This window comes from Spirulina subsalsa PCC 9445, from assembly GCF_000314005.1.
Lineage (GTDB): Bacteria > Cyanobacteriota > Cyanobacteriia > Cyanobacteriales > Spirulinaceae > Spirulina_A > Spirulina_A subsalsa.
In genome coordinates this window covers 4294833-4311133 of record NZ_JH980292.1, presented here as the reverse complement: position 1 = coordinate 4311133, position 16301 = coordinate 4294833, and the positions used below count along the sequence as shown (strand labels likewise).

Genomic DNA, 16301 nt, shown 5'->3' with positions numbered 1-16301 from the left:
CGGTTTTGGGGTTATGACATCAACTTTTCTCCTCGCTCATTTAGCTCAATCTAGAGAGTTAACCCATTTTCTCCTCGCTGAACCGACTCTGGGCAGTATTTTGGGAGGAATGGCGATCGCATTTAGTTTCGGAGCTTTTCACGCTCTCTCTCCCGGACATGGTAAGGCATTAGTCAGCGCCTATCTCATCGGCACCCAAGGCACCCCACAACAGGCCATTGTCTTGGGGGTGACGACAACAATCACTCATACCCTAGGGGTGTTTTTGTTGGGGGCGATCGCACTTTTTGCCTCCCAGTACATCCTACCCGAACAGTTATATCCGGTTTTAAGTGTACTGAGTGGGATAATGATTTGTCTGGTGGGGGTCGGTTTAGTACGCAAACGGCTACAATCCCAGAGTCATGATCATCACCATCATGATCATCATCATGATCATCCTGATCATCACCATGATCACTCATCCCATACGCTCTCTGACTTAGTGAAACTGGGGATTGCTGGGGGCTTAGTGCCTTGTCCTTCAGCTATGGTGATGTTATTGGGGGCGATCGCACTACATCAGATTGTCTACGGCTTATTTTTAGTCACAGGCTTTAGTCTTGGATTAGCGTTAGTGTTAGTCCTATTAGGATTAATCGCCGTTTATGCTCGGCAATGGCTGGAAAAATTTCCTCAAACTCAGGAAATCTCTCGCCGTTTATCCGTGGCCAGTGCTTGTGTTGTCGTGGTTATTGGTCTTGGTCTAACATGGGTTTCTAGCACATCGCTACTCTAACCCGAATTGTCCACCTTTGTTCGAGGATTTACCCATGAAATTCAAATCCCTGTTCATTGTTTTATTGCTCCTCATGAGTTTGTTCAGTTTCCCGACTCAGGCCTTAGCCCATAGTCTGGAAACCTTCTATGAGTTGCAAGATCAAGCCCTAGAAATTCACGCCCTCTTTAGCACAGAAGAACCTTTTGAAAACGCCGATGTCCTAATCCATCCTCCCAGTGACTCCGGTTTAGAAACGCTCCAAGCTTTCACCGATCAACAAGGACGTTTTCGCTTTGAACCGGATTATAATATCCCCGGCATTTGGTCCGTTGAAATTGGGGAAGATAATCACTGGGATCTATTAACCATTCCCGTGAGTTCAGATGGCATTGAAATCAATGCAATTAGTCATCTGGATTATCACATCCCCCATCATCACGTTCCCCAATTTGCCAATCAGTTAGTCGTGGTTATCTTCGCCCTAACCATTGGTTTTATTGCCCAAGTAGTGGGTAATCCATTAAAACGCTGGTTTTAAGAGAATTCTGCTGCTCCCGAGGCCCCCACTTCAGGGATAACGCAACCTAGTTTCTTGATCTCAACTTTAGCTAGAAACCGGGTTGCGTTTATTGTCTCGTTTTCTCGGTAAACCCGAACAAAAACCCGGTTTCTAATCGAGAGTCGGTTACAAATAAGAACGCACTGCGCCCCCCAAGGGGAGGAAAATGGTCAACACTTCCCCTTGTTGGGGGCGTTGTCGCACGGTTAATTTTCCGCCCAAAGCCTGAAAGAGATTTTTCGTTACATCTAAATTAAGGCTAATGCTGCCTGTTTCGGGTTGGAACATTAACAACTGTCCCATTGATTTTAGGGAACTGGTAAATGAAACATTCTCCGAGACTAATTGTAGTTTCAGTTGATGTCCGGCAGTGGTGACTTTAACCCGTAATTGTCCCCCGGTGGGTAAGGTGCGGGTGAAACACTCCATCAAGCCCGTGAGCGCTTGATCTAACATACTGGGGTTGGTGATTACGGTGGGCAATTGTTCCGGTAAGAGTACCTCTAGCTGGACATTACGCCGCTTGGCTTGTTTTTGCCATTGGGGGATGTTCTGCTCAATGACTTGGTGGAGGGAAATGGGGATGAGATGGAAATGATCCCGATTGGGGGGTTGGGTTTCCAATTCGGCCGCCCGGAAAATCAATTCCATGCGGTTGATTTGTTCGGTACATTCTTGATCAATCACTTCTAAACGTTTGGTTACTTCGTCCCCGAGGTGTTGCCGTTTTTTGAGTAACAAACGGGTGAGCATCCGAATGGTTGTTAAGGGGGTGCGTACCTCATGGGTTAAGGCTTGTAGGATTTCCAGTTCAGAAATCCCCTGACCTTTGGTAGGGGGAGCAGGGGGGTCTGGGGTGGATTGGGGAAGGTCGAGGTTGAGTTTGCTTTCACTGCGTTCTGTGTTCGGGAAGGGACACCGTTGAGCGAGGGTGCTAAAGTCTGGCAGGTGCTGAAGTAGGTGATGGCTAAATTGTGTCACCAGTCGATAGTCAGGGATGGGAGGGATAAAGTCCCCTAGGAGATGGTCGAGGGGGTGAATGTGTTGGGGACTGGTCAGCAGAAGGCGCGATCGCAGGGCTTGCCAAGCTTGATGGATGACGTGAGGATCAAAGGAGAATTGAAAGTGACTGTCTCCGCTGGGGGTTTCTCCCAAGGCCAAGACTAGCCCAAATTCTGCGGTGAGGACGAGACAAAATTGTTCGTCTACGAGGGGATCGGTGGGGAGGAGGGAATATTCAACTAAGGTGGGTAAAACCACCGGAGCTACGTCCCCCGGAGCGGCCGGGAGTTGGAACTGATGAGAGGCTAAATCTTGGAAGGCTTTCGGGGTAAAAATACCCGTTTGTAAACGAGAGAGGAGTTGGGAGTCGCTAACTATGGGGGCGCAACCGGATAAAACAACCCCCACACAAGAATGGGGGCTCGTTTCTGTTAGGTTGCGCAGGATTTGATGGAGGGCGGCGATCGCACCATACCATTCTCCCTCGGCTTTAAAAGCCGACCCACCGGATGATTTTGCCCCTCCCGGCCTAGCAGAATCCGGGTTATGTGTCGCTAAAACTTGGTAGAGGGTGGGTAACACCCAATTAGACAATCCCATTGCACTTGTGACCTCTCTGGTTGCACTCGTCTCTCATCCTTGATGGTAACGGTTTCTGTAGAGTATCCCTAGGGGTAGAACCGAACCAATTCGTCGCAATACCCACCAAGTCACTATTAGGGTCTGCTCCGGGTGGGGAACGGGAAACAGGGGGAGTCAGAAAAAGGCTTGCCTTTTTGATTCTTTATCCCTAAAACCTTGCCGTTTCTCCCTCTTAACACGGCTAACGCAATTGGACTGGTTTTATTAAGCAATCAATGACTTTTTTAGGTAGGGCTTGCTGAATAACTCCCCCCTGTTCCCTGTTCCCTTGACTTCTAACGTTGAGCCTTAACTTGTCAAGATTGCCTAAACCCATAAACTCTATATATGGTAAGGGTTTAATCAAAATGGGCGATACTGGATTTGAACCAGTGACCCCTTCCGTGTGAAGGAAGTGCGCTACCCCTGTGCTAATCGCCCGCGATCTCCTATTATACCCCCTTGTCTGGGAAAATGCAAGCCCCTCCCCCCGTTGAATAAATTGGCTGGGAATTCTCCATCCCCTTGTGGGCGGAGTTGTTCGCCTCTGATGAGTTATTGGAGCTTGACAAGATGGGGGAAAAATGAGAAAGATTAAGATAATTTAAAATATTGATCAAGGGAGGATGTGAAATATGGATTTCGATTGGCGGTTAGTGGTTGTACTCGGACCCCTGTTAATCGCAGCAGGCTGGGCAGGTTTTAATATCTTTGCGGCTGCTCTGGGTCAAGTTCAATCTTTCTTAAATAAAAATACCTAGGGCTTGCTGTTCGCGAAGCGTTGCGTAGCAATATAACTCTACTCGTGGGGCTAGGGAACAGGGAACGGGGAACGGGGAACAGGAAGGGGGTCGAAAAAAGGCAAGCCTTTTTGATTATTTATTCCTAAAACCTTGCAGTTTCTCGCTCTTAAAACAGCTAAAAGTCCTAGTAACACTGCTTAGAGGGATATTCAGCAGACCCTACCTAGTGGATTAATTTTTGATAGGCTTTAAGCAAACGAGCAGGAGGAACTACAACGTCCTCCTGCTTGTTTTTCCTGTCCGTTGGTGAATGACGGCGCGTTATCGATAGCGGACAGCCGTTCCACTGGTGGCCACCATTAACATACTCCCGCCATTGCTGATGGTAATGGTTTCATAATGTGACATCCTCCCGACACCGACCCTAGGGGTGGTGCGGGCTTCCCCATATTACTATGAGGCTTTCCTGCTTCTACGGGAGGCTCTAGATGTCTTTTTAGGGACATCCCCGTTCGCGAAGCGTTGCGTAGCAATAACCTCTTCCTCTACAGGCAGCTTGACCCCCAGTCCAAGGGCTGCAAGTCCACGTTGCTCAACAACCATCGCCGCAGCAACGTCCCTATCCGTTACAAACCCACAATGAGAACATTTATGCACTCGTTGAGACAAGTCTTTCTTACCAGTCACTACACCACAATTCGGACAAATTTGGCTAGTGAAATTAGCATCAACTTTCTCAAAATAAACATCTCGTTTCCAAGCCACGTGCTTTAAGACCTCTAGAAAACCCTCCCGTCTGCTATCTCCAGCCGAAGACGGGAGAGGGCACAGACACCTACACGGTAGCGTGTAGTGCTTCTAGGGCGATTTTGTTATTAGCGCGCACCGACTCGGCGGAGGTGTGCAACGCTTCTAATTCTGCGTCGGAGAGTTTGAGTTCTAGGATTTGTTCAACTCCATTGGCTCCTAAACGACAGGGAACGCCGACAAACACATCATTGAGGCCGTATTCCCCTTGTAAGTAGGCGGCCGTGGGGAGGAGACGGGACTGATTATGCAGGATGGCTTCTACCATACGACAGACTGAGGAAGCTGGGGCGTAGTAGGCCCCACCTGTTTTAAACAGTTTGACTAATTCCGCGCCACCGTTGCGGGTGCGTTCAATCAAGCGGTCAATGGTGGGTTGATCTAACAGTTCAGTGATGGGAACACCCCGCACGGTGCAGTAATTGGGTAGGGGAACCATCAAGTCGCCATGACCACCGAGAACCATGGCATGAACATCCGCGATCGCCACCCCTAATTCCATGGCGATGAAGGTCTGAAGACGAGCGGAGTCTAACACCCCGGCCATGCCCATAACTCGGGTCGTCGGTAACTGGGTGACTTGCCAGGCCACATAGGTCATGACATCCAAGGGATTGGTCACAAGGATTAAAATGGCATTGGGGGAATGGGCGATCGCCGATTTAACCGATTGGGCAATAATGGACGCATTGATATTAATTAAATCATTACGATCCATCCCCGGTGTGCGAGGACGACCGGCCGTGACTACCACAATGTCGGAGTTTGCCGTGTCTTGATAGTCATTCGTCCCCAGAATAAACCCATCATGATCTTCCAAACCTCGTGCTTCTAATAGATCCAGTGCCACCCCTTGGGGTAATCCGTCCACCACATCCAGTAAAACAACATTGGCGATATTTTTCTCTAAAATCCGTTGAGCTAAGGTGCTACCCACCTTTCCTGCTCCAACAACTGTGACGCGAGCGGGTTTTTGTGGCCCGATTGCAGGGGATACAGGTGTCATGAAACCTCCTATAAGTGGAAAATGACGTTCCTTGAGGAGATACTTCCCTTGGAGACAGAACCTTTCGTTCCGTCTTGGGTGCATCATCCCCCAAGGACGCAGGGAGTGAGTTCATTCACACTGTTATGGAGGGGAAAGGGGGCGGGTTATTCCGCTAATTCCAGTTGATCCAAACGCAACCACATTCCGGGTGTGGGAACGTAGAATTTAACAAAAGCGTAGTCTCCCTCCATTTCCACAACTTCCCCTTTGCTTTCAAACAAGTAGGGGGGGAAACGAGCATCACTCGCCGTCGCCTCTACACTAGCTTCTAATTTTTCCCGAACAGCGTGAACTAAAGAACCCTTTTTTATTTTTCCTGCCATAATCGATTCTGGGGTGAAGTCTTAATAATGTTTTCCAGCTTACCAAAGATTTTGGGGGTCAAGAAGCCATTAGGCGCGGAAGAGATCAATTTGTTGTTCCTTGACGTTCTCTCCCGGCAAATCAAAGATTCTGCCGGGAGCTTCGTTGGCTAGGAATGCTAGGATTAGCGCTTCTGGACATCCTCCCGATGCTCCCCTAAGCCCTAGCTAAAACTCTGAATTCGGCTTACCGTAGGCCTCCCAAGCCAAATCAACCAAACCATTCATCAAGGCCACCGCCACCACAGCGCTCCCCTTGCGGCCATTGATGCGAATATTGGGAATCATAGAATCCTGTAACCGTTCCTTGGCCACATCTGCCCCCACAAAACCCGCCGGAGTGCCAACCACCAAAGCGGGGCGAATTTCCTCCGACTCAATCAACTCTACCAAAGCCGTTAAAGCCGTTTGGGACTGACCAATGACAAAAATTCCCTCGGGATAGCGACGCGCTAAGGTCTGAATTCCCCAAGCCGCTTGGGTTTTTTCCTTTTGGGGGCGGGTAATAGTTTCTAGACTACAATAGACCGGATTGGCGAAGGTTTCTTGAAGGGCTAAAGCAATCCCCACCTGAACCATTGGGACATCTACCACAATGGTACTCCGGGCAGCCAAGGCCGCCGCCCCCGCTTGTAGCGATCGCTCCGAAAAGCGAATCAAAGACTTATACTCAAAATCCGCCGTCTCATAGATGACACGACGCACAAGTTCATACTCTGCCGGGGCGAAAATATGTTCACCAATCTCCTGATCAATAATTGCCAAACTTTGCGCGTCGGTTGTGTGCCACTCCATTGTTAATACTCAAATGATTAGGACGTATATTGTACCGCCTTCTATGGTATATCCAGAGTTTCCAACAAATATGTTAAAACAGGAAACAACTCCAGATTCTTCGGGGTCTAAAACAACAGAGCGCCGACACCCCCCCTTTCTGTTCCATGTTTGAGAACGCTGCCACAGATATTCCTGCCTCCTCCTCTAAACTCACCGCCCCCCCCTGGCTGCGTTTCCTGTGGCGGCCGATGTTGCTCATTTCCTTGGGTCTACATGGTGGGATTTTATTCCTCCCGCTTCAGGAAGACTCCCCCCAAACCGAAGCGAAAATCAACGACGAAGACCTGATTAAAATTACCCAACTGCCCTCCCGTGGGGTCGATGTTCCCCCCATTCCCGAACCAGAAACCCCCTCCCTCCCTGACCTTGCACCCACCCCCCAACCGGAACCCTCCCCCAGTCTCCCCAGTTGGACTCCTCCCCCCTTGAATCTTCCTAGTCCAAGGTTTGAGATTCCCCCCTTTCCTCAACCCACTCCCACCCCTCGACCTTCTCCCACTCCTCAAGTCACCCCCAGCCCTCGACCTTCTCCCACCCCCCAAGTCACCCCCAGCCCTTTCTCCAGTCCCTTGGGGGGAAGACAAGGGGAGAATCGCAATAATCCCCAAGGATTAGATACAAGAGATCCCTTTGCTGACTTTCCCAACTATTGCGACAGTTTCACCTGTCAACGGGGTGCCTTAAATCTCCTCTCGGCAGAATTTGAACAAGGGGCATTTCATACGTCAGATTCACTGGAAAACGTGGCGAACTGGTATCAAAAGAATATTACTAAGGCGGGCTTTAATGAACCGCAAAAAATGCCCCAAAGTTCGGGCATGGTGGAAATTTATCAGGTGTCTAAGGGCAATAGTCAGCCACGTTTTTTACATTTACTGAAAGTTCAAGATAAAACCGTGATTTTATTACTGTCTCAACCCATTGCAGAGACAGAACTCGCCCGTTTAAGAAATTTAGAAAATCTCTCCCCAGAAGAAAGCGAGTTTGAACAGATTTTTCTGGCGTTACAACAGGAGTTAGGGTTAGAAAATTTCCAAGAGTCTGATTTAGTAGATCCTAGTTTAGGGTCAGGGCAAACCTTAAGGGGACGTTTGCCGGGGTCTAGTGGTCTTTCTCAGGAGGCTTTTGAGCAACGGGTCATTGCCCGTTTAAAGGCGAGAAACTTCGTCGAGAAAGAGGTGTCTAATGATTTTAAACAAGATGGGGTGTATTACCTCGAAAAGGGAAATTCGGTCTGGCAGGTCGTGTTTACTCCGGTGAGGGTAGGGAATGAAACAAGGGTTGGGGTGATGAGTTCTAATGTGTCTTTATTTTTTGGCAATTAGGAAATCCGTCTTTTTGGCTCACCCGTTTTGGTGTTTGATTTTGTCTCTAGGGCTTGCTGAATAACTCTACTCGTGGGGCTAGGGAACAGGGGGAATCGGAAAAAGGCAAGCCTTTTTGATGATTTATCCCTAAAACCTTGTAGTTTCTCGCTATTAAAACAGCCCAAAGCCCTATTAACAGTGCTTAGGGGGATATTCAGCAGACCCTCTCTACTTGACTGATTGGAGTCTCATTTAGCCGTTTTTCGGTCAGAATTACTGTTTGTTAAAATATTTCCCTATTTGTTATAGGAGAGGGGGAAGTTTAAGAAGTGTGGGAATTTTTTTTGGTCGCAATTCCCAATAAACCCACCGTTACCAGTCCAAGGATTACACCGGGTTCAGGAATATTAATATCGGAACTGTAAGAGCGTTTACCATTGTCTTCGGTAAACATAATACTGGCATTCCCCATGCCGTAATCAGGCCAAGGTAAATGATACTCAAACATCCGAAGGGGCAGTGTATTCCCTTGGGCATCGGTTCCCCCTTGAGCGCTAAATCGAAAATGAGGAATCATGTCGCTCCTGTCGGCTTTTCGGTAATAGATTCTTGTGGGAACGCCATCTAAGAAATATACAATAGGCATATTGAACATTTCCTGCTCTTCGGTGTAAGTCGTACCAAAAAAGTCGAAAGAAAAGCTCAATTGCCCATCAAATTCATGTGAATTATACGAGCAATCTCCAAGACACCTGACGGAAGTACTCTCCCGACCTTCTCCCCTCATATTTGTTGCATCAAAACTAAACGACCCACCAATTTTTTCTCCGGATAAAGGTCCTGTGATGTTGATTAATTCAAAGGTGTAGCTTCTGGTGAAGGCTTGGACGGGAGAGGGCAGAAATAGGGTCAGTGCTGCCCCTGCTGTCATGACAAACTTAACTAGATTTTTCATGATTTATGTTCCAAAATATTTAGTTTTTCGCTTCTATTATAGCCGCTTTATTCAATTTAGTTGGACTATTAAGAACTGTTAAGATTGTCTGTAGTTTCTGTCCTAGGGGCAATTCAGAAATGACTCTTATATTTTGATTGCCTGTGATCTTTGATCTGAGTTGAATGTTTTTCTAATCACAGCTATTTCTTGAAACGGGTGCTAGGGCTAGATGGTTTTGGTTTTCATCTTTTTAGAATTTTATCTGTTGTTGGGTTGCACTTTTCCTGTGCCTAACCTACGGGTTTAAGTGGGGGTGTTGGGTTGCACTTTTCCTGTGCCTAACCTACGGGTTTGGGGATTGGTTTTTTCCTTGTTCAGACCAAGCGGCTAGGAGGGAAACGGCTACTATGGGGGCTGTAACGGCGCGGAGGATGCGTTCCCCGAGGGAAATGACCTGAAACCCCTTTTCTCGGGCTTGGGTGACTTCTGAAGCTGTCCAGCCGCCTTCTGGGCCGGTGGCTAGGATAATTTCGGGGGTGGATTGGCTTGAGGGATTGTGGATTAAGTGGTGCAGTAAATGCTCATTAGCCCCCCGTGCTAAAGCCCAGTAGCTGAGTTTGGCGGTTAAATCTAATTGGCTGAGGGCTGCGTTTAAGGGCAGGGGATCTAATAGGGTGGGAATGATCAGCCGTTCGGATTGTTCGGCGGCTTCTTGGGCGATTTTGCGCCAGCGTGTGACTTTTTGAACGCTGGGCTTCAGGAGGGTGCGATCGCTTATAACCGGAATAAACTGCACCACTCCCAACTCAGTACAACAGCGCACAATCTCTTCAAAGCCATTCCCCTTGGGTAAGGCTACCATCAAACTCACGGCCACAGGCAATTCCCCACTCCCTGCTAGGGGTTGGGTGAGAATCGCCCCCTCCTGGGTAATTTCGGCAATCCAAGCTTCTCCCTCTCCAGTCAATAGGGCAATAAAGCGATCGCCTTTCCCTAAGCGTAAAACCCGTAATAAATAATGCTCTTGTTCTGAGGTTAAGCGGATTTGCTCCCCTTGACGTTGTGAGGGGGTAATCGTGAGTCGTTGTAATTGAGAACGATTAGCCAAGGGATTGGGAAATGGGAGGTGGGAATTGATAATTGATCAAGGGAACAGGGAGAGGGGGAATAGTGGGTAGTGAATAGCCAAAACTCTTTTATTTTAGGGAACGGGGAACAGGGAACAGGGAACAGGGGGGGAGAGTTCCCGGACTCCCGACTCCCGACTCCCGACTCCCGACTCCCGATTCCCGATTCCCGACTCCCCAACTCTCGGACTGATTCGGCAAGCCCTAACTAGATCACAGGGCGGTTTTCTTTATCTTGCTCCATTTTTGCTTTCGCCTTAGAAGCACTGCGCCGTAAGGCTTGTAAACGGGTTTCGTACTGCTTCCGGGCGCGGCGATTGGGGGTTTGTTCAATTAAAGTCTTTAAGGCACTGCCCAGACTCTTGTAGGCATTGGGGAGAGTATAACCAAAACGGGTGGCCAGTGCGATCGCCTTCTCATCCGCTTCTAGACTTTCCGCTAACCGTTTTTCCCCGTTGTTTTTCTGCCAGAGACGGAATCCCGAAACCCCACACAAGGCTAAGGCTAATAATAACAACAGACCATCTTGCACCCACAATTCCCCCACAGCACCCCCTAAACCAATGGCCAGGGCAGCCATTTCCCAACCTTCCCGAGGGATGGTGTCATTTTGAATGCGTCCGACTTCGTGCCAAAACATCAAGTTTCGCTGGTCGATGGCTAAATTGTCCCACTTGGCGAGATCCACCTGAATCTCAATTTCGTCTCGCCCAATTTCTTCACAGCGAATAAGGGGAGGGTTTACATCTGTGGCAGCTTCCACCATCACCCAACTTTGTAATTCCGGGGGGAGAAGACTTTTCAGACGACGGAGTTCACTCATTTCTGCTCTTGCAGAAGCGGCAGCATAGGATGTCATAGATTCGCGTCTTTAAAAAACTCTATATAGTATTCTAATTTAACAGCTTGGGCGAGTGTTTCCCGTCCTCCTGTCCTCTATCCCTAAAACCCACCATGATGATCTTTTGGGTTGAACTCATCATTACCCTATTTGTCCTTGTTTTTGGGGCGGCCATTGGCAGTTTTTTAAATGTGGTGATCTACCGCATCCCGGCCGGATTGTCCATTTTGTCGCCTCCCTCCCGGTGTCCCCACTGTTTACACCGTTTGGGGATGCGGGAAAATATTCCCGTTTTGGGCTGGTTTCTGCTCAAAGGACGCTGCAAACATTGTCATGCGCCCATTGCCATCCGTTATCCCCTCCTTGAAGCCATTACCGCCTTGTTATTGGCGGGGGTTTATTGGCAATTTGGACTGACGGTGCAAACCTTGGGTTATTGGGTCTTTGTGAGTGGATTATTGGCCCTCGCTTTTATTGACCTCGACACTTTCACCCTACCTAACTGTTTAACTCAACCGGGTCTATTATTGGGTTTGGGGTTTGCGGCTTGGGTGGGGTGGCAAGAAAGCCAGACCCCGGAGGGGGTGATTTTGTCCCTGATGGGGGGGATTGTGGGGGGGGTATTGGGGATTTGGTTGTTGGATCTGATCCGCATTGTGGGGTCAATGGTACTGGGTAGGGCGGCAATGGGGGCGGGGGATGGGAAACTGGCGGCGATGATGGGGGTATGGTTGGGGTGGCAATATCTACTGGTGGCGGGGTTTTTGGCCTGTGGGTTAGGGTCAATTGTGGGGGGAGGTGCGATCGCCCTCGGTTGGTTAAAACGTAGTCAACCTATTCCCTTCGGCCCTTTTTTAGTCTTGGCCGCCTTACTTACTCTATTCTGGGGTGAGATATTATTATCCACCTATCTCCGTTGGTTTTTTCCCCTCAACTAAGTGGGATCTGCGGTTCGCAGTGCGTTGGCACTTTCCCAAAGGAGGGGAATGGCACTGAGGAGGATGAGGAGGGCGACGGCAAAACTGATGACGGTATCTGCCCAGAACCAATTGAGGGTCCAAACGGCGATCGCAGCTAAAATAACCCCAACGGAACTGGCGGCATCGGCTAAGACATGGAGAAAAGCCCCCCGGAGGTTTAAATCGTGGTGACTGTCTTCATGGAGGAGCCAAATATTAATACTATTCACCCCAAAACCGAGGCTGGCGGTGGCTAACATGGGGGTGCTTAAAATGTCGAGGGGTGGGGCTTGGAGGTGAAGCATGGCCTGGTGACCAATCCAAAGCGCGATCGCCACTAATCCTAACCCATTGAGGAAAGCGGCGGCAAATTCGACCCGGCGATGGTGAGAATGGGGGCTAGCCCGAGCAAACCAAGTGGCAAACAAGGCTAATAATAAGGCGAAACAGTCCGATAATAAATGTCCTGCGTCGGCTTGTAGGGCTAAACTATGGCTAAACCACCCCATCCCAATCTCGACCAAGGAAAAGCCTCCCACGAGGCACAACACCCACGTTAAACGCTTCATTTTTTCAGGGGAAGGGCTGCAAGAATGGGAGTGAGAGCAGGAATGATGGTGCATTACACAGTAAGGGGCTTACGGTAAACAAGAGGGAAAGCTTAGTTTTATCATAAGCTCTCCCTATTTCGTTCGTTCTAGCAAGATTTCAGAGTCTGTATTGGGGACGGGGCTATTTCACCGAAAGTTCCGAGTTGGGGGCATGAGAATTAATGGGGGCTTGCTGAAAATGAAGAATCCCCGTCTAGGCAAGAGCGGGAAGTTGAACAAGCCAGAACCTCGCTAAGATTAGATAAAGGCTTGTTGTGACATCCTCCCGACACCGACCCTAGGGGTGCGGTGCGGGCTTCCCCATATCACTATGAGGCTTTCCTGTTTCTACGGGAGGCTCTAGATGTCTTTTTAGGGACATCCCCGTTCGCGAAGCGTCACGAAGTGAACGCGAACGTACAGTGCGGGGCTTCCCGACGATGAGCTAACGGAAACCATGTCTGAAGTAGTACAATATCTCACCAATCAGAGAGGAGAGCAGGTTGGAGTCTTCTTGGATCTCGAAACCTATCATCGCCTTGCTCACGTCTCTACATCTCATGATCCAGAGCTTTTAACCGATTAAGGGGAATTCCGCAACATTTTTGTTAACAGAGCCTTAAAGCTGCAACTGCCGTCAATGGGGGAGTGTCAATGGTTGATCTCTAAATACTCCTCTTGAGGGGCATTCTCCCGACGGAATAGTTTGCCGATTCCTTTCACCACACTATCAACATAGGTGAACAAAACGGGAACCACAATTAGGGTGAGAAGGGTAGAGGTGCTAAATCCGCCAATGACGGCGATCGCCATCGGACTCCGCACCTCCCCATCTGCCCCGAATTCTAAGGCAATAGGCAACATCCCCGCTACGGTGGAAATGGAGGTCATGATAATGGGACGAAGACGGGACACCCCCGCGTCGATAATCGCTTGTCGGCGAGTGCTGCCCTCTGCCATGTTAGCGAGAGTACAATCCACCAACAAAATGGCGTTTTTCGTCACCAATCCCATCAACAAGACAATCCCAATCAGCGCAAATAACCCTAACTCCTTCTGCATGACCAATAAACCCAGCAACGCCCCCCCAATTGATAGGGGCAGGGCGGCGAGGATGGCGAAGGGATAGAGGAAATTGTTATATAACAAGACCAAAATCACATAAATGGAGAGAATCGCTAATCCTAATGCCGAGGCAAAACGGGCGAAGATATCTCGCATAATTTCCGCATCCCCAGAAGGCTCCTCAAACACATCTGGGGGGAGGGAGGTCATGGTGGGTAAGGCGCGCACCGCTTGGACGGCATTCCCCAAGGCGATCCCTTCTAGGTTGGCTTCAAGGGATACCTGACGGTAGCGATCATAACGCTGAATTTCTGCCGGACCACTGCCTAAGCGAATGGTGGCGACGGAGGAGAGGGGAACTAAGCGCCCCCCGTTGGTGGGGACTTGCAAGTTCCGGATGGTGTCGATATTTTGCCGCTCTATGGGGTCTATTTGGACGCGGATGGGGATTTGACGGTCAGGAAGGTTAAATTTAGCCAGATTGGACTCATTATCCCCAATTAAGGCGAGAGAGGCCGTCCGAGCAATGGCTTGCACGGATACCCCAAGGTCGGCCGCCCGTTGGAGGTTGGGCTGGATGACTAATTCCGGTCGGACTAAACTGGCGCTGGAACTGACTTCCACTAAGCCCGGAAGTTGGCGCATTTCGTTTTCCAAACGGTCGGCCACGTCGGCTAAACTGTCGGGGTTTTGACTCTTCAGAATCAGGCTGAGGTCTTTACTGCTCCCCCCTGCGCCGCCACTTTGGAAGGAAATCCGGGCCCCCGGAATGGTTTGGAAGACGGAGCGCATTTCCTGTTCAAAGTCTCGTTGATGAATGCGTTCTGAACGGGGAACGAGGTTGACAAAAACACTAGCGGAGTCAGGGGCGGAGGCACTGGCGAGGACGTTGGCGACGGCGGGATGATCTCGCAGGACTTGATCCACTTCTCGCAGGACGGTTTCTGTGTCGCTGAGGGTGGAACCGGGGGGCAAATTGACGTTAACGGTACTTAAGCCAATGTCCCCACTATCAAAGAGGCCCTGGGGGATGTAGGGGATGAGTTGTAAACTGCCGATGAAAAAGGCGATCGCCATTAATAACGTCGCAATGCGATGACGCAGCGCCCAGGTCAGCGCCCCCCGGTAGGGTTGGCGTTTGCGTCGAGGTGCGGGACTATAAGCTTCTTGTAGTTCTTCCCGCCATTCTTGGAGGTGTAACGTGTCCCGATCTTGGGGCGGGGTTTTAACAAATTTGGAGGGGTTGGTTTTGGGGTTGAGCAGGTAGGCACTCAACATGGGAGTCATGGTGGTGGCGACGAGGGTAGAAAACATGGTCGCCACGGCTACGGTTACGCCGAAGGGTTGGAAAAACTGCCCCGGAATGCCCCCCATAAAGGCCACAGGGAGGAAGACGGCCACAATGGTGGCGGTGGTGGTAATGACAGCTAACCCAATTTCCCGCGCCCCATCCCAAGCGGCTCTTAAGGGGGTTTTGCCCATCTGTAAGTGTTGGTCGATGTTTTCAATCATACAGATGGCATCGTCTACCAAGTTCCCCATCGCTAAGGCCAGCGCCAACAAGGTCATCCCGTTGAGGGTATAGTTCAACATCCCCATGACGGCAAAGGTGGGAATGATGGACAAGGGGAGGGCGAGGGCGGTGATTAGGGTCATGCGCCAATCTCGCAGGAAGAGGCCAACGGTGATTACGGTTAGGATGGAGCCGATAATCACCGCGTCCATGGTGGATTTATAGGAGTCTCGAATGGCGGTGGCACGGGTGAAGATTAGGTCAATGCGCAGATCACTGGGTAGGGTTTTCTCCAGTTGTGCGATCGCCTTACGGGTTTGTTCTTCGACGGTGACTAAGGTGCTGCCTGTGCTGCGGCGAATGGAAAAGGTGACAACGGACTCCCCATTTAATAAGGCCATTTGTCGGGGATCCGAAGAACCATCTTCGACGCTGCCTAAACTGCCCAAGGGAACGGTTGAACCATCGGGGAGGACAATAGGATATTGTTGCAACTGGGCGATGGTTTGGGCGCTGCCGAGGGTGCGTATATTCTGTTCACTGCCCCCGACTTCAGACCGTCCACCGGGTAGGTCAAGGTTAAGGCTACGGATTTGGTCATTAACGGCGGTGGCGGTGATGCCATAGGCTTGGAGCCGTTTGGATTGTAGGTTCACCCGAACTTCCCGATCTACCCCACCAATCCGCTCAATTTGGGCAATTCCGGGGACAGAGGAGAGGGCGCGGCTAATATCTTGGTCGATAAAGTTACTCAACTCTTCCACAGAACGCTGATTGGACGAGAGGGTATAGGTCATAATCGCCCCCCCCGCAAATTCTAATCTCTGAACAATCGGTTCGTTAATATCTTGGGGCAAGTCGGAGCGAATTTGGGCGATCGCATTCCGTACATCATTAGTCGCTTGGTTACTATCCACCCCGAGGGTAAACTGTACCGTTGTGTTAGAAATCCCCTCGCTAATGTTGGAGATAATATCATCCACATCCGCTAGACCAGCAATGGCATCTTCCACCTTGCGCGTCACTTGGGTTTCCAGTTCCACCGGGCCGGCTCCGGGTTGGGTGACGGATACTTGAATCGTGGGAATATCAATATTGGGCTGTTGATCAATCCCTAGACCGAGGAAGGAGAAAAAGCCGACAATGCCGAGGGTGAGAAACATCACCACGGTGGGAACCGGGTTTTTAATCGACCAAGAGGAGACGTGAAAGGACATAGTTTT

The 16301-nt window shown here is 49.9% G+C and carries 16 protein-coding genes, 1 tRNA gene and 1 pseudogene; 6 read left to right on the top strand and 12 right to left on the bottom strand.

All coding sequences use genetic code 11. The features are described 5' to 3' along the window. Window positions 1–13: 13 nt before the first annotated feature. The gene (locus tag SPI9445_RS0119710; RefSeq protein ID WP_017306506.1) at window positions 14–778 is read left to right on the top strand and encodes a nickel/cobalt transporter; all 765 of its coding nucleotides are present in this window, start codon (window positions 14–16) and stop codon (window positions 776–778) included. Window positions 779–812: 34 nt separating this feature from the next. Then, the gene (locus SPI9445_RS0119705) at window positions 813–1298 is read left to right on the top strand and encodes a hypothetical protein (protein ID WP_017306505.1); all 486 of its coding nucleotides are present in this window, start codon (window positions 813–815) and stop codon (window positions 1296–1298) included. 147 nt (window positions 1299–1445) lie between these two features. Here SPI9445_RS0119705 and SPI9445_RS0119700 read toward each other — a convergent pair whose 3' ends face one another. Together SPI9445_RS0119700 and SPI9445_RS0119695 are read right to left on the bottom strand one after the other, a co-directional pair. Further along, window positions 1446–2921 carry a sensor histidine kinase gene (locus SPI9445_RS0119700; protein WP_017306504.1) on the bottom strand — a complete coding sequence of 492 codons (1476 nt, stop codon included), beginning with the start codon at window positions 2919–2921 and terminating at the stop codon, window positions 1446–1448. A gap of 390 nt (window positions 2922–3311) precedes the next feature. Beyond that, window positions 3312–3383 (bottom strand) — tRNA-Val (locus tag SPI9445_RS0119695). Between the two features lie 194 nt (window positions 3384–3577). Between SPI9445_RS0119695 and SPI9445_RS0119690 the strand changes: the two genes are divergently transcribed. Then, window positions 3578–3703, top strand: a complete 126-nt coding sequence (locus SPI9445_RS0119690; protein ID WP_017306503.1) for a photosystem II protein Y — start codon at window positions 3578–3580, stop codon at window positions 3701–3703. A gap of 435 nt (window positions 3704–4138) precedes the next feature. Here the strand turns inward: SPI9445_RS0119690 and SPI9445_RS0119685 are convergent. From SPI9445_RS0119685 to SPI9445_RS0119665, 4 genes and pseudogenes are all read right to left on the bottom strand, one after another. Next, window positions 4139–4474: pseudogene (locus SPI9445_RS0119685) on the bottom strand (zinc ribbon domain-containing protein); the annotation flags it as partial. A 46-nt stretch (window positions 4475–4520) separates the two neighbouring features. Next, a complete protein-coding gene (gene mdh / locus SPI9445_RS0119680) occupies window positions 4521–5498 on the bottom strand; it encodes a malate dehydrogenase (RefSeq protein ID WP_017306501.1) in 978 nt (325 codons plus the stop codon). A 146-nt stretch (window positions 5499–5644) separates the two neighbouring features. Then, window positions 5645–5863: an NAD(P)H-quinone oxidoreductase subunit O gene (gene ndhO / locus SPI9445_RS0119675; protein WP_017306500.1), complete on the bottom strand. Its 219-nt coding sequence runs from the start codon at window positions 5861–5863 to the stop codon at window positions 5645–5647. Window positions 5864–6070: 207 nt separating this feature from the next. Continuing rightward, window positions 6071–6697, bottom strand: coding sequence for a precorrin-8X methylmutase (locus SPI9445_RS0119665; protein WP_017306498.1), 627 nt, complete (start codon window positions 6695–6697; stop codon window positions 6071–6073). 146 nt (window positions 6698–6843) lie between these two features. Between SPI9445_RS0119665 and SPI9445_RS0119660 the strand changes: the two genes are divergently transcribed. Continuing rightward, window positions 6844–8064, top strand: coding sequence for a hypothetical protein (locus tag SPI9445_RS0119660; protein WP_017306497.1), 1221 nt, complete (start codon window positions 6844–6846; stop codon window positions 8062–8064). 304 nt (window positions 8065–8368) lie between these two features. Here SPI9445_RS0119660 and SPI9445_RS0119655 read toward each other — a convergent pair whose 3' ends face one another. The 4 genes from SPI9445_RS0119655 to SPI9445_RS0119640 form a co-directional block, all read right to left on the bottom strand. Continuing rightward, complete coding sequence (locus SPI9445_RS0119655; protein WP_017306496.1) at window positions 8369–9001, bottom strand: PEP-CTERM sorting domain-containing protein; 633 nt, start codon at window positions 8999–9001, stop codon at window positions 8369–8371. A 325-nt stretch (window positions 9002–9326) separates the two neighbouring features. Next, entirely contained in the window at window positions 9327–10091 is a 765-nt protein-coding gene (locus SPI9445_RS0119650) for a 16S rRNA (uracil(1498)-N(3))-methyltransferase (protein WP_017306495.1), read from the bottom strand. 88 nt (window positions 10092–10179) lie between these two features. After that, entirely contained in the window at window positions 10180–10311 is a 132-nt protein-coding gene (locus SPI9445_RS31735; protein ID WP_272943243.1) for a hypothetical protein, read from the bottom strand. Between the two features lie 7 nt (window positions 10312–10318). Then, the gene (locus tag SPI9445_RS0119640) at window positions 10319–10969 is read right to left on the bottom strand and encodes a DUF3318 domain-containing protein (RefSeq protein ID WP_026079952.1); all 651 of its coding nucleotides are present in this window, start codon (window positions 10967–10969) and stop codon (window positions 10319–10321) included. 98 nt (window positions 10970–11067) lie between these two features. Between SPI9445_RS0119640 and SPI9445_RS0119635 the strand changes: the two genes are divergently transcribed. Beyond that, a complete protein-coding gene (locus tag SPI9445_RS0119635; protein ID WP_017306492.1) occupies window positions 11068–11889 on the top strand; it encodes a prepilin peptidase in 822 nt (273 codons plus the stop codon). Here the strand turns inward: SPI9445_RS0119635 and SPI9445_RS0119630 are convergent. Then, window positions 11886–12479 carry a cation diffusion facilitator family transporter gene (locus tag SPI9445_RS0119630; protein ID WP_017306491.1) on the bottom strand — a complete coding sequence of 198 codons (594 nt, stop codon included), beginning with the start codon at window positions 12477–12479 and terminating at the stop codon, window positions 11886–11888. The two genes, SPI9445_RS0119635 and SPI9445_RS0119630, sit on opposite strands and share 4 nt — an antisense overlap. Window positions 12480–12957: 478 nt before the next feature. Here SPI9445_RS0119630 and SPI9445_RS31730 point away from each other — a divergent pair, with 478 nt between their 5' ends. After that, complete coding sequence (locus tag SPI9445_RS31730; protein WP_272943242.1) at window positions 12958–13086, top strand: hypothetical protein; 129 nt, start codon at window positions 12958–12960, stop codon at window positions 13084–13086. Window positions 13087–13151: 65 nt separating this feature from the next. Here SPI9445_RS31730 and SPI9445_RS0119625 read toward each other — a convergent pair whose 3' ends face one another. Then, on the bottom strand, window positions 13152–16295 hold the full coding sequence (locus SPI9445_RS0119625) for an efflux RND transporter permease subunit (protein WP_017306490.1): 3144 nt from the start codon (window positions 16293–16295) through the stop codon (window positions 13152–13154). Between the last annotated feature and the right edge of the window lie 6 nt (window positions 16296–16301).

Coding starts and splice junctions, on each gene's coding strand:
- SPI9445_RS0119705 (WP_017306505.1), top strand. CDS start 813: ATGAAATTCAAATCCCTGTTCATTGTTTTATTGCTCCTCATGAGTTTG.
- SPI9445_RS0119625 (WP_017306490.1), bottom strand. CDS start 16,295: ATGTCCTTTCACGTCTCCTCTTGGTCGATTAAAAACCCGGTTCCCACC.
- SPI9445_RS0119660 (WP_017306497.1), top strand. CDS start 6,844: ATGTTTGAGAACGCTGCCACAGATATTCCTGCCTCCTCCTCTAAACTC.
- SPI9445_RS0119690 (WP_017306503.1), top strand. CDS start 3,578: ATGGATTTCGATTGGCGGTTAGTGGTTGTACTCGGACCCCTGTTAATC.
- SPI9445_RS0119635 (WP_017306492.1), top strand. CDS start 11,068: ATGATCTTTTGGGTTGAACTCATCATTACCCTATTTGTCCTTGTTTTT.
- SPI9445_RS31730 (WP_272943242.1), top strand. CDS start 12,958: ATGTCTGAAGTAGTACAATATCTCACCAATCAGAGAGGAGAGCAGGTT.
- SPI9445_RS0119640 (WP_026079952.1), bottom strand. CDS start 10,969: ATGACATCCTATGCTGCCGCTTCTGCAAGAGCAGAAATGAGTGAACTC.
- SPI9445_RS0119700 (WP_017306504.1), bottom strand. CDS start 2,921: ATGGGATTGTCTAATTGGGTGTTACCCACCCTCTACCAAGTTTTAGCG.
- mdh (WP_017306501.1), bottom strand. CDS start 5,498: ATGACACCTGTATCCCCTGCAATCGGGCCACAAAAACCCGCTCGCGTC.
- SPI9445_RS0119655 (WP_017306496.1), bottom strand. CDS start 9,001: ATGAAAAATCTAGTTAAGTTTGTCATGACAGCAGGGGCAGCACTGACC.
- SPI9445_RS0119665 (WP_017306498.1), bottom strand. CDS start 6,697: ATGGAGTGGCACACAACCGACGCGCAAAGTTTGGCAATTATTGATCAG.
- SPI9445_RS0119710 (WP_017306506.1), top strand. CDS start 14: ATGACATCAACTTTTCTCCTCGCTCATTTAGCTCAATCTAGAGAGTTA.
- ndhO (WP_017306500.1), bottom strand. CDS start 5,863: ATGGCAGGAAAAATAAAAAAGGGTTCTTTAGTTCACGCTGTTCGGGAA.
- SPI9445_RS0119630 (WP_017306491.1), bottom strand. CDS start 12,479: ATGAAGCGTTTAACGTGGGTGTTGTGCCTCGTGGGAGGCTTTTCCTTG.